The sequence below is a fragment of the Candidatus Infernicultor aquiphilus genome (assembly GCF_002784285.1).
GTDB classification, from domain to species: Bacteria; Atribacterota; Phoenicimicrobiia; order Phoenicimicrobiales; family Phoenicimicrobiaceae; genus Infernicultor; species Infernicultor aquiphilus.
Window position 1 is genome coordinate 1 of sequence record NZ_PFKO01000163.1, and the last position, 13,251, is coordinate 13,251.

Genomic DNA, 13,251 nt, shown 5'->3' on the forward strand with positions numbered 1-13,251 from the left:
ATTTGCTAAAGCAATTAGACTTGAGCTGGATTATGGAACCGAGGGAAGGAATGCAGAAAGATTTAGAAAAAATTTTGAAGATGATGAAACAATTTATACCCCAAAAATATACTGGAAATTCAGTAGTAAACGTATCTTAACTATGGAACTTATCCAGGGAATAAAGATAAATAGTATCGAAGAATTGGATAAAGCAGGATATGATAGAAAGAAGATAGCTGAAAATGGAGCTAAAGCTTTCATGAAACAAATATTAATCGATGGATTTTTCCATGCTGACCCTCATCCTGGGAATATGTTAGTTATGAAAGATGAAATTATCGGGTTTATGGATTTTGGGATGATGGGAAGACTGGATGAAGAGATCAAAGAAAAGGGAGTAGATTTATTTATAGCCATATTAGAGCGCAAACCTGATAAAATTATCAACGAGATGCTAAACTTAGGAATTACTTCCCAAGAAATTGATACCCGTTCTTTAAAGATAGATATTAAAGAAATGTTAGATCAATATTATGATAAATCATTAAAGGAAATTAAATTAGGGGAACTGATTAATCAGTTAGTGAATATTGCCATAAAGTACCATATAAGGATGCCTGTTGAATTTGCTTTACTTGGTAAATCACTCCTTAACATTGAAGGTATTGGATTAGAACTTGACCCAGATTTTAATCTTGCTGAAGTAGCCAAACCCTATGCCCAAGATCTTATTCTAGAGAGAAAAAGCCCTCAACGTCTTATATTAAAATTATTAAACGAATTAACTGAACTTTATAATTTGATAATTTTAATACCCCGACAATTAAGTAAGACCTTAAAAAAGATGGAAGAAGGTGTCTTTAAATTAGAATTTCAACATCGAGGTTTAGAAAATTTAATCACTGCTTTAGATCGATCTATAAACAGATTATCTTATAGTCTAATTCTGGCTGCTATTATTGTTGGTTCTTCTTTAATTATGCAGACCGATAAAGGTCCTCATTTTATGGGATTTCCAGTTATTGGAGTTTTTGGTTTTTTAATTGCAGCTATATTGGGTTTGGGCTTAGTAATTATGATTCTCCGTTCAGGAAAAATGTGAAATAAAGATTCAATATTTTTACTTAAATGGAATTACCTGGGTCAAATCTTTATTTTTGATAGTTAATTAAATTATTTGTCAAGAATAAAGATTTGACCCCATTTACATTTATTTTTAACCTATTTCTTTATTCTTTGTTTTAAGGCATTAAATACAAAGTCTGGTTTAGCCCTACAGTCAGTGTAACGCATTACCTGTCCCACTAAATAGTGGAGGGCTTTCTCTTTCCCCTGGTTAAAATCCTCTATTGATTTAGGATTTTCGTTGATTACCCTATCTACTATCTCTATTAATTCATTTTCATCGGTAATCTGAATAATTCCACTCTCTTTAACAATCTGAGAAGCACCTTTAGCAGTCTTAAACATTTTTTCGAAGACTTCTTTAGCCATCTTACTACTAATTACTCCCTTATCTATTAGTTTCAACATTTCTACTAAGTTATCAGGTGAAATAGGAGAATCTTCTACCTCTACTTTATCCTCATTTAAATAACGTATTAATTCACCCATAATCCAATTACTTAAAATCTTGCTATTAGAATATAGAGAAGTAGTTTTCTCATAATAATCGCCCAATGCTTTACTCGAAGTTAATATTTCGGCATCATATTCAGGAATTTGATAATCTTTAATAAAACGGTTTTTTCTTTCTTCAGGAAGCTCGGGAAGATTTTTCCTGGTTTCTTCTATCATCTTTAAATCTACCTGAAGGGGTAGTAGATCTGGTTCGGGGAAATAGCGATAATCATGAGCCTCTTCTTTACTCCTCATAGAAACTGTAATATTTTTCGATTCATCCCAATGTCTGGTTTCCTGGATTACCTTTTCCCCCTCACTTAAAAGTTTCTTTTGTCGATCTACTTCAAATTGTAAGGCTTTCTTCACTGCTCGAAAGGAATTCATATTCTTCACTTCTGTTTTGATTCCCAAAGTTCCAGTTTTTGTATCTCTTATGGAAACGTTGGCATCACAACGCATCGAACCTTCCTCCATATTACCGTCACATACTCCCAGATGTTGAACGATACTTCTTAATTTCATTAAAAATATCCGAGCTTCTTCAGGAGAACTAAAATCAGGCTCGGTTACAATCTCGGCTAAAGGAATCCCGCAACGGTTGTAATCTACCAGAGAATAAGAGGATGAAGTAATATCCCCTTCATGAACCAATTTACCAGCATCTTCTTCTAGATGCACCCGGGTAATGCCAATCTTTCGTTTCTCTTGGTTTTCAGGAAGAGATATTTCCATATCTCCATTTACCCCTAAGGGAATATCATATTGAGATATCTGATAAGCTTTGGGTAAATCAGGATAAAAATAGTTTTTTCGATGAAATATGTTTAGCGGATTAATTTTACAATTCAAAGCCAAAGCGGTTTTTAGAGCAAATTCTAAAACTTTTTTATTCAGTACCGGTAAGGATCCGGGCAAGCCTAAACATACTGGACAGGTATTGGTATTAGGTTCTTTACCAATATAATCAGTACTGCAGTGGCAGAACATTTTAGCATTAGTCATTAGTTGAATATGGACCTCTAAGCCAATTACTACCTCTTCTCTCATTCTGCTTCCTCCTTACCTTTGGTTGAGCATATCTCTGGTTTTTTCTTTTCTACTTCGCTATGCTGTTCAAAATTATAAGCTGCTCGCAGTATGGTCTCTTCGTCAAACGGTTTACCTATAATCTGTAAACCTAGAGGCAGGTTATTTTTATTATATCCACAATTAAGAGAGATGGCTGGAATACCAGCTAAATTAATAGGAATAGTGTAGATATCAGACAAATACATAGTTAAAGGATCGGCGACTTTTTCCTTCAGTTTAAAAGCCGGAGTAGGAGAAGTAGGAGTAATAAGAATATCATATTTACTAAAGGCTTGATCAAAATCCTCTTTAATCAAAGTACGAACTTTTTGCGCCTTTAAGTAATAAGCATCATAATATCCTGAACTTAAAGCATAAGTTCCTAACATAATCCTTCTCTTTACTTCCTGGCCAAAACCTTCGCTTCTAGTCCTCTTATACATAGAAGACAAGTCTTCATAATCCTCTGTTCTATAACCATATTGCACCCCATCATAACGGGCAAGATTAGAACTTGCTTCCGCAGTAGCAATTAAATAATAAGTGGGTAAAGAATATTCGGTGTGAGGTAGTGAAACTTCCTCTATCTTTGCCCCTAATTTTTCAAATAATTTTAAGGCTTTATCAATAGCATCCTTAACTTCTGGATCTATTCCTGCAATAAAATATTCCTGGGGGACGCCAATCTTTAATCCCTCTATCCCCTCTTGACAAGATTTTAGATAATCAGGAACTTCTAAATTTGCTGAAGTAGAATCTTTATGATCATGGCCGCATATAACTTTCATCATCAGAGCACAATCAGTTACATCTTTAGCTATAGTACCTATCTGGTCTAAGGATGAGGCGTAGGCAACTAAGCCATATCTGGATACCCTTCCATAAGTAGGTTTTAATCCTACCATTCCACAAAATGAAGCAGGTTGCCGGACAGAACCACCAGTATCTGTACCTAAAGCAATAAATGCCTCATCTGCTGCCACTGCAGCAGCGGAACCACCACTGGAGCCACCAGGTACTCTTTCTAAATCCCAGGGATTACAAGTAGGGCCGAAAGCAGAATTTTCAGTAGATGAACCCATCGCAAATTCATCCATATTAGTTTTTCCGATTATTATAGCTCCCGCTTCCTTTAATTTATTAATTACTGTGGCATTATAGGGCGGGATAAAACCTTTGAGTATCTTTGAACCGCAAGTAGTCTCTAATCCTTTGGTAGTAATTATATCCTTTATAGCAACTGCTACACCAGCTAAGGGAGGTAGTTCTTCTTCATTTTTTACTTTTAGATCTATTTCTTTAGCTTGTTGCAAGGCTTCCTTTCGATTAAGAATTAAAAAAGCTTTAATTATATGATCAAATTTATCTATTTGATTATAAATATCCTGGATAACTTCCAAGACAGTTACTTTCTTCTTTTTAATTAAGTTGATAACTTCATGTGCAGTTAATCGGTTTAAGTTCAATTATCTTTCCTCCTCTTGGTTTAGACAAATTTGTCGAGGTAGGGGTCGGATTTATCCGACCCGCTTATTTACGGGTTCGATGAATCGAACCCCTACAACGGAATGACCCCAATGAAGCAAGGCTTCACCGGGATGACCAAGTTAATATTTTAGATTATATTATTTTAGGGACTTTGAAATAACCTTTTTTAACATATTTAGCATTGGAAAGTACTTCTTCCTGTGGTAAAGATGGCTCAACCTTATCCTCATTAAGTAAATTAGGCATGGAAATAACATAAGCAGTAGGTTCAACTCTTTCAGTATCGAGTTCATTTAACTTTTTAAAATAATCTAAAATTGAATTTAATTGAGAAGTGAATTCTTCTTTTTCTTCTTCCTTAAATTCTAAATTAGCCAATTGAGCCACATATTCTACTTCTTTCTTGGTAATTATTTTTTCAGTCATATTATCCTCCAAGGCTGTAGGGGCGTATTGCCTGCCTGTGCGTACGCACGCAGACAGGTCCGCACGCAGACAGGCAATACGCCCCTACAGCTAACGACTAACGACTATTCACTATTCACTAGTTATTATTTTTTTAAATTCCTCTTCATTAATAATAGTTATTCCTAATTTTTGGGCTTTATCGTATTTTGATCCTGGATCTTCTCCTACCACCACATAATCAGTCTTCTTGCTCACACTACCGGTAACCCTGCCTCCTAATTCACCGATTATTTCTGTGACCTGAGTGCGGGTAAAATCCTTTAAGAGGCCAGTTAAAACAAATTGTTTTCCAGTAAAAATTTGGACTCTTTTCTTTTTTCTCTTTTTCTCTTCTTTCTGACCAAAGTTCAAGTCAACACTTCTTAACCTTTCCATAATATCTAAATTTTCTTTTTCTTTAAAGAAAAGGATTACACTTTCTGCAATCTTAGGTCCAATTTCGTTAATCTCTATCAATTCTTCTAAATTAATTTTCCTTAATTGATCTAAAGTTGGAAAATATCTGGTAATCACTTCAGAGGTATGAACCCCAACATAGCGTATTCCCAGACCATAAATTAAATTAGCCAAAGATCGGTTTTTACTTTTTTCAATTGCATTCATTAAATTATCCGCAGATTTCTCAGCCATCCGCTCCAGGGAGATTAAATCATCTCTTTTTAAAAAATATAAATCCGAAACATTCTTAATGAGTCCATTTTCCACTAATTGGTCAATTATGGCAGGACCCAATCCTTCTATATCCATGGCATTTCGAGAGGCAAAATGCCTTATTCTTTCCTTTAGTTGAGCTAAGCAAGTGAGGCTATTGCATCGAGAGACTACCTCACCTTCTAATCGAGATACTTTTGCCCCACATACTGGACATTTAGAAGGCATCACAAATTCTTTTTCCTTACCAGTTCTCTTCTCCTTAATTACTTTAACCACTTCAGGTATTACTTCTCCAGCTTTTTGAACTAAGACGGTATCCCCAATTCGTATATCTTTTCTTCTAATTTCGTCTTCATTATGTAGAGTTGCTCTCTGCACTACTGAGCCGGATATTTTAACCGGGTCAAGCATAGCCACTGGAGTTAGGGCTCCAGTCCTCCCTACTTGAACAATAATATCTCGAATTTTTGTGGTTACCTGCTGAGCAGGAAATTTATAAGCAATAGCCCAACGAGGGCTTCGGGTAGTCGAACCTAATTCTTCCCTTAGTCTTAAAGAATTAACTTTAATAACCATACCATCGATTTCATAATCAAGGTCTTCTCTTTTTTCTATCCACTCTTGACAATAGCTTATAGCTTCTTCTATATCCTGACCGAGCTGGATATGGGGGTTTACTTTAAACCCTATCTTTTTTAAATAATTCAAGACTTCTATATGATTCTTAAATTTAGGTCCCTCAGGAAAAGTAGCTTGATAAATAAAGGTATCTAAATGTCTTTGTGCAGTAATCTGAGGATCCAATTGCCGTACTGAACCAGCTGCTGCATTCCGAGGGTTGGCGAATAAATACTCCTCTTTTTTTATTCTATCTTCATTTAACTTCTTAAAATCACTTTTTTTCATATAAACTTCTCCATAAATTTCCAAATGGGAAGGAAGGTCATCACCAAATAATTTTAATGGTATAGTTTTTATGGTTTTAATATTGGAAGTAATTTCTTCCCCGGTTATCCCATCTCCTCGGGTAGCTCCCCTTACCAAGATGCCATTTTCATAGACTAAAGCGACTGCAAGTCCATCAATCTTTAACTCTATTACATAATCTAATTTTTGTTGAGGAATTAATTTTTTTATCCTCTGGTCAAAAGCTCGCAATTCTTCGGACGAAAAAGCATTAGCCAGACTTAACATAGGAGTAATATGTTGTACGGTGGTAAATTCTGGAACTGGCTCTATCCCTACTCTTTGCGTGGGGGAAGCAGAAGTAAGGTATTGAGGATATTTCTTTTCCCATTCCATTAATTCTTTCATTAATTGATCATATTCGGTATCAGAAATAGATGGGTCATCTAATACATAGTATCGATAGTTATGATATCTTATTTCTTCTCTTAATTTTTCTATCTTATTTTTAATATTATTGGAATTAAAAGTCATTTTTTTATCTTATTTCTTCTATTTTAAAGTTTTGTCAAACCAAGTCACCATAATTTGTAGGGGCATATTGTATATGCCCTCATTTTCTCCTGTAGGGGCGTATTGCATACGCCCTCATTTTCTAATAAATATTAACTAAAATTTTTCCAAAAAATATTTTCTATTTCATCAGGTTTTCCCTCACCGTTTTCCCTATCATATTCCCATTTTAAGGGATTATTTTGAATATATTCACGAATCCGATTTAATTCGTTCTCATTTCTTATAATATGTTCATAATAATTACGCTGCCATATAGAATATAAAAGGGGATAGTCTAAACCTTTAATTTGTCTGGTAACAGCAGATTTAAACCCACGTATAATCGAGCCAATTGTTTGAGAGGGGGAGTGAAATTTATTTGTAGGGGCGTATTGCAATACGCCCCTACCGGTGTTGGGCGTATACAATACGCCCCTACTATTGTCCGTTAATACTATTATAATCCCATGAAAATGATTAGGCATAATCACATATTCATCTAATTGAATGTTTTTACGAATTTGAAAAGTTTTTAACCATTCTCTGGCAGTAATTTTTCCTAATACCTTCAATTCTATTTTGCCCTCGCTTATATATCCCAGTAAATTTTCCTTAAGATAGGTACAAATGGTAATAAAATATGCACCCGGTATAGAATAATTATAGTTTTTTATTCTAAGGGAATGTCGATGATATTTACTGGAATTACTACTATGGTTATCCTTATTTATGAGCATTTATATTTTTCCTTCTTAATGGCTATCAAGGGCGTATGCAATACGCCCTCTTATTTTCTCCTGTTGTAGGGGCGTATTGCATACGCCCTCTCATTTTCTCCTGTTGTAGGAGCAACCATGAATGGTGCCCTTCCTGTTTTATTGTTTTCCGTTTGTCGAGGGCACGATTCATCGTGCCCCTACGGGTTGGGCGTTCGATATACCTCTACCTGTTGGGCGTAACCAATAGGCTTCTACCGTAGGGGCGTATGCAATACGCCCCTACCTGCTCAATCGATAACCTAGTAAATAAATCATTCTGCCTTTTTTTGTAACATAACCACAATAAGTATATAACAAAATTAGCTTAAAACTCAAGTTATTTTAATATATATGAATGTGTCAGGGGGAGGTTCTTTGTCACACTTCAAGAATAAAGATTTGACCCCTTTCCTTTTTTGGAGTAAGGTATTCAAAGGTATTTTAGTGGAGTGGACCATGAGATTTAAAGTTTATGATGAAGTGTTTGAAAAATTGCCAGATTTATGTTTTGGTGTGGCAGTAGGTTACCATATTAATAATAAGCAAAATATCCCAGAAATATATGAGCTGATGAAAAATGAAATGAGCAAGGTGGAGAATAACCTTAAAGGTATAAACTTAAAAGAATATCAAGGGATAATACCCTATAGAGATGCTTTTAATAAATTAAACCTTAATCCCAATAAATTTATGAGTTCAGTGGAAGCTATGGTAAAAAGAGTCTCCAAGGGGAATGTTTTGCCTTCCATAAATCCGGTGGTAGATTTAGGAAACAGTATTTCTTTAAAGTACATACTACCCATGGGAGCCCATGATCTGGATGCCCTGGAAGGAGAAATTGCGGTAAGATTTTCCAGGCAGGGAGATACCTTTACCTCTCTAGGAGAAGAAGTAGTGGAAGTTTTGGATAGTGGAGAATTAGTCTACGCTGATTCTAAAAAAATTAGAACCAGAAGATGGATTTGGAGACAATCAAATATTGGTAAGATTGATGAAAATTCAAAAAATATCTTTTTTCCTATCGATGGATTCCAGACCAATAAAGAAAGGGTGCTTAAAGCAGCAGATGAATTGGAAATATTGCTTAAAAAATATTTTAACTGTAAGACTAAAAAAGGCTTCCTAGATATAAATAATCAAGAAATGGAAATATGAAGTGGTTTAATTAATTCTTTAAAATTGAAGGATAACTTTGAAAAAATACAAAAAGTTTTTAGTAAATTAGATTAGTAGAAAAAGTTTTATAAAATTTAGAAATAAGAAAATTTTACTGACCGGAAAGGATTTCTTCATGATTAAATTATTTAAAAATCTAAAGCCCTATACCCTGTCGATAATCGTGGTTATGGTTTTTGTTTTTTTACAATCATTTTCGGAAATATATCTACCCACGCTTATGGCGGATATTGTGGATACCGGGGTTATCAATGGGGATATTGCTTATATTATAAGAATTGGAGGATGGATGCTTCTGATTGCGGTTATTGGAATGATTAGTGCCATTTTTGGAAGTTACTGGGCCGCTAAAGTAGCGACCGGATTCGGAAGAGACCTTCGGACTAAAGTATTTACCAAAGTAGAAAGTTTTTCTTTAGAAGAATTTGATGAAAAAGGAACTGCCTCTCTTATCACCAGAACGACTAACGATATTACCCAAATTCAGCAATTGGTTGTAATGCTTAGGCTTTTCCTGAGAGCACCGATGCTTTGTATTGGTAGTATTATTATGGCAGTTTCCAAGAATGCTAAATTATCCTTGGTTCTGGTGGTTATTTTACTGATTTTAACCCTACTTATTGTTTTACTCAGTAAAAAAAGTATGCCGCTTTTCAAATCAATGCAAATTAAATTGGATCATCTTAATCTGGTTCTTCGAGAAAATTTAACCGGTATAAGAGTTATTCGAGCCTTTAATCGGGATAATTATGAAAAGAAAAGATTTAATGAGGCCAATCTTGATTTAACGGAAACAGCTATAAAAGTGAACAAGCTGATGGCTATTTTGATGCCTTTAGTCATGTTAATTTTTAATTTGACCATCATAGCTATTCTTTGGTTCGGAAGCATACGAATTAATAGTGGTAGTATGCAAGTCGGCGATTTGATGGCCTTTATTCAATATGCCTCGCAAATTATGTTTTCTTTAATTATATTAGCCATGATGTTTATCTTAATACCTCGAGCATCAGCATCAGCTATTCGAATTAATGAAGTATTAGATATCGAACCGAAAATTAAGGATCCGATGATACCGGAAGAGAGCGAATTAAAGATGGAAGAAGGAGCAAGATCAGAAGAAGGGAAAAGAGGCTATCTTGAATTTGATGAAGTTAGCTTCTATTATCAAGGTGCGGAAGAACCGGCTATTGAGAAAATTTCATTTAGTGCTAGGCCGGGGGAAATAACCGCGATTATCGGAGGTACAGGTTCCGGAAAATCAACCTTAGTTAATCTCATTCCGAGATTCTATGAGGTGACCTCGGGTCGCATTTTAGTCGATGGTGTGGATATACGTGAATTAACTCAAGAAAAATTACGTGCTAAGATTGGATTAGTTCCTCAAAAAGCCGTTCTCTTTACGGGAACCGTTGCAGAAAATATCAGTTTTGGAACTAATGACCTTTCCGGTGATAAAATTATCAGAGCGGCCAAGATTGCTCAGGCATCAGAATTTATTTCTACCCTGGAGCAAGGTTACGATTCTCAGATTGCTCAAGGAGGAACCAATGTATCAGGAGGCCAAAAACAACAACTGTCTATTGCCAGAGCTTTGGCCAAACATCCTGAAATTTATATTTTTGATGATAGTTTTTCCGCTCTTGATTTTAAAACCGACGCAAAATTACGCCAAGCGCTTAAAAAAGAGACCAAAAAAGATACTGTTTTGATTATTGCCCAACGTGTCACCACGGTTATGGATGCAGACCGTATTATGGTTTTGGATGGAGGTAAAATTGTCGGTATGGGTACACACCAGGATTTAATTAAGACCTGTGAAGTCTACAGAGAAATCGTGGCTTCACAGCTCTCAGAGGAGGAATGGTCATGAGTGAAAAAGATCTAAAACCAGGAAGACCGATGATGGGATTTGGTCGTGGTGCCGGTCCTCATAACATAGGTAAACCGATAGAAAAAGCCAAAGATTTTAAAGGGACGCTCCGACGATTACTCATTTATTTAAAACCTTATAGAGTGAAGTTTATTATTATTTTCTTAGCGGCAGTGGCCAGTACGGTTTTTAGTATTGTCAGCCCAAAAGTGATGGGACAAGCAATCACTAAATTATTTGAAGGTTTTCTCATGAAAATGAAAGGCCTTCCTAACGCTGCCATTGATTTTAAATATATTTCAAATATTATCTTAATCTTAATCGGGCTATATGTCATCAGTGCTATATTTAATTATATTCAACAGTATATTATGGCTGATGTGGCGCAAAAAACCGTTTATGAGATGAGAAAAGATATTAATGCTAAATTATCCCGATTACCTTTAAAATATTTTGACGGAAGAACCCATGGTGAAATACTCAGTCGGGTGACCAACGATGTTGATACCGTCAGCAGCACTCTTCAACAAAGTATTACCCAATTAATTACTGCCATAGTAACCTTGGTCGGAATTGTGGTTATGATGCTAACCATTAGTCCGATGTTGACTTTAATTGCTTTGGTTACTTTACCTTTAAGTTTTTTGGCTACCAAAGTTATTGCCAGGCAATCACAAAAATTCTTTGCCAGACAACAAAAATATTTAGGTCAATTGAGCGGTCAGGTGGAAGAAATGTACACCGGTCACAAAATTGTCAAAGTCTTCAATTATGAAAAGCAATCCATTGCTAAATTCAATAAAGTGAATGATCAACTCTATGATGCCGGATGGAAAGCTCAATTTATATCAGGAATTATTATGCCTTTGATGATGGCCATCGGTAATCTTGGCTATGTCTTTATTGCCATTTTGGGTGGAATTGCAGTGATCAGAGGAAAGGTAACCATTGGTAACATTCAAGCGTTTATTCAATATTCCAGGGAATTTTCACATCCGATTGTCCAAACCTCTAATATTGCTAATATTATTCAATCAACCATTGCGGCCGCTGAACGTGTCTTCGAGGTTCTTGATGAAACTGAACAAATACCGGATCAAAAAGACCTGCTTCATTTAGATCAGCCAAAGGGTGATGTTAAGTTTGAGCATATTAAGTTTGGATACAGCGAAGAAAAAATACTCATAGAAGATATGAGTATTGATGTAAAGAAAGGTCAAACTATTGCCATTGTAGGTCCTATAGGCGCAGGGAAAACAACCTTGGTTAATTTACTCATGCGTTTTTATGAAATTAACGATGGAAAAATCACCGTTGATGGCATAGATATTCGTGATATGGAACGTGGAAAATTGAGAAGTTTTTTTGGAATGGTTCTGCAAGACACCTGGTTGTTAAAAGGAAGTATTAAAGAAAATATCGCTTACGGCCGAGAGAAGGCTAAGGAAGAAGAAATTCTTCAAGCAGCACAAGTAGCTTACGCCGATCACTTTATCAGAACACTTCCGGATGGCTATGATACCATTCTTAATGAAGAAGCCAATAATATTTCTCAAGGTCAAAAACAATTATTGACCATTGCCCGAGCTATTTTGGCCGATCCGGCCATATTGATTCTTGATGAAGCAACCAGCGGTGTGGACACCAGGACAGAAATTCATATTCAAAAGGCCATGCTTGCTCTGATGGAAGGGCGAACCAGTTTTGTTATTGCTCACCGACTATCCACTATTCGTGATGCAGACTTAATTTTGGTGATGAATCAAGGAAGTATTATTGAAAAAGGAACCCACCAAGAATTACTAAAACAGGATGGTTTCTATGCTGACTTGTATAACAGCCAATTCGTTGGATTGAACCTTAAAGAATTTTAATAGGGACAGACACCTATTTATCAACCTTCTTCTTAGTCCTTCCTTTCGGCTTTAACTTAAAAACTCTCTTAAGTTGTCCTTCAAGTCTTTCTATAAAATCATTGGGTCCAAGAGGCCGTCCTGTTTTGGTCTTTTCCCTGATCCCATCCATTTCATCGGGATTGTCAGGTGCCTCTATAAATTCCTTCCATTCTTTTGGTTCTTTCTCAATATAATCAAAAAGCTGGTTAACACCTAATGGGTCGTATTTATCGATTCCGCAATGTATTTTTGCACTGGAGTAGGACCATAAGTAGGGTTTTTTAACCAGATTTGCCCTTATCGGATTTCTTTCTATGTAGCGGGTACAGGCTATCATATGTTGCTCATTCAGGACACAGGAGAAGAAGCGGCCCTGGAAGAGATGGCCGCTTACCCTCATTTTGTTATTATAATACTGAGAATACTTCATGTTAGTATATTTGAATACCTTTCCCAGGGAATCTTCTCTTTGGGGAATCGCCATAAAGTGCACATGATTGGACATAAGACAGTAAGCTAATATGATCAAGTGATAGCGACTACTCTCCTCTTTAAGAAGTGAAAGATATTTTATTCGATCAGTATCATCATTAAATATCTTTTGTTGATAATTCCCTCTTTGAGTGATATGGTGCGGGTACCCCGCTGCAACGACTCGTGCTATTCTTGGCATAGATAGATTATAAGTCTTTGTAGAGGCAAAGTCAATTAAAATAGGTGTCTGTCCCTATTTACCAGCTCATCATTTGATATCCTCCCTTTGTATCGGTTGTTTATCATACTCCTTTTAGAAGAATAAGCTGGG

Annotated in this window: 10 protein-coding genes; 4 read left to right on the top strand and 6 right to left on the bottom strand. The window is 35.7% G+C overall.

Features of this window, described 5'->3' with window-relative positions:
- The coding region (locus COZ07_RS04480) for an AarF/ABC1/UbiB kinase family protein (protein WP_406607388.1) at nucleotides 1-1,084 on the top strand (1,084 nt) is incomplete at its 5' end.
- Between the two features lie 119 nt (nucleotides 1,085-1,203).
- Here COZ07_RS04480 and gatB read toward each other — a convergent pair.
- From gatB to COZ07_RS04505, 5 genes are all read right to left on the bottom strand, one after another.
- Entirely contained in the window at nucleotides 1,204-2,652 is a 1,449-nt protein-coding gene (gatB, locus tag COZ07_RS04485) for an Asp-tRNA(Asn)/Glu-tRNA(Gln) amidotransferase subunit GatB (RefSeq protein WP_406607389.1), read from the bottom strand.
- The gene (gene gatA / locus COZ07_RS04490) at nucleotides 2,649-4,139 is read right to left on the bottom strand and encodes an Asp-tRNA(Asn)/Glu-tRNA(Gln) amidotransferase subunit GatA (RefSeq protein WP_406607390.1); all 1,491 of its coding nucleotides are present in this window, start codon (nucleotides 4,137-4,139) and stop codon (nucleotides 2,649-2,651) included. The genes gatB and gatA overlap by 4 nt, the downstream gene beginning before the upstream one ends.
- Before the next feature lie 154 nt (nucleotides 4,140-4,293).
- The gene (gene gatC / locus COZ07_RS04495) at nucleotides 4,294-4,587 is read right to left on the bottom strand and encodes an aspartyl/glutamyl-tRNA amidotransferase subunit C (RefSeq protein ID WP_406607391.1); all 294 of its coding nucleotides are present in this window, start codon (nucleotides 4,585-4,587) and stop codon (nucleotides 4,294-4,296) included.
- 111 nt (nucleotides 4,588-4,698) lie between these two features.
- The gene (gene ligA, locus COZ07_RS04500; protein ID WP_406607392.1) at nucleotides 4,699-6,723 is read right to left on the bottom strand and encodes an NAD-dependent DNA ligase LigA; all 2,025 of its coding nucleotides are present in this window, start codon (nucleotides 6,721-6,723) and stop codon (nucleotides 4,699-4,701) included.
- A 131-nt stretch (nucleotides 6,724-6,854) separates the two neighbouring features.
- Nucleotides 6,855-7,481, bottom strand: a complete 627-nt coding sequence (locus COZ07_RS04505; RefSeq protein WP_406607393.1) for a transposase — start codon at nucleotides 7,479-7,481, stop codon at nucleotides 6,855-6,857.
- 477 nt (nucleotides 7,482-7,958) lie between these two features.
- On the opposite strand from COZ07_RS04505, the gene COZ07_RS04510 reads away from it, so the two are divergent.
- From COZ07_RS04510 to COZ07_RS04520, 3 genes are all read left to right on the top strand, one after another.
- Complete coding sequence (locus tag COZ07_RS04510; RefSeq protein ID WP_406607394.1) at nucleotides 7,959-8,657, top strand: B3/4 domain-containing protein; 699 nt, start codon at nucleotides 7,959-7,961, stop codon at nucleotides 8,655-8,657.
- 136 nt (nucleotides 8,658-8,793) lie between these two features.
- Entirely contained in the window at nucleotides 8,794-10,551 is a 1,758-nt protein-coding gene (locus COZ07_RS04515) for an ABC transporter ATP-binding protein (protein ID WP_406607395.1), read from the top strand.
- A complete protein-coding gene (locus tag COZ07_RS04520; RefSeq protein ID WP_406607396.1) occupies nucleotides 10,548-12,425 on the top strand; it encodes an ABC transporter ATP-binding protein in 1,878 nt (625 codons plus the stop codon). Before COZ07_RS04515 ends, COZ07_RS04520 begins: the two co-directional genes overlap by 4 nt.
- Before the next feature lie 13 nt (nucleotides 12,426-12,438).
- On the opposite strand, the gene COZ07_RS04525 is transcribed toward COZ07_RS04520, so the two are convergent.
- On the bottom strand, nucleotides 12,439-13,119 hold the full coding sequence (locus COZ07_RS04525; RefSeq protein ID WP_406607397.1) for a transposase: 681 nt from the start codon (nucleotides 13,117-13,119) through the stop codon (nucleotides 12,439-12,441).
- Nucleotides 13,120-13,251: the final 132 nt, after the last annotated feature.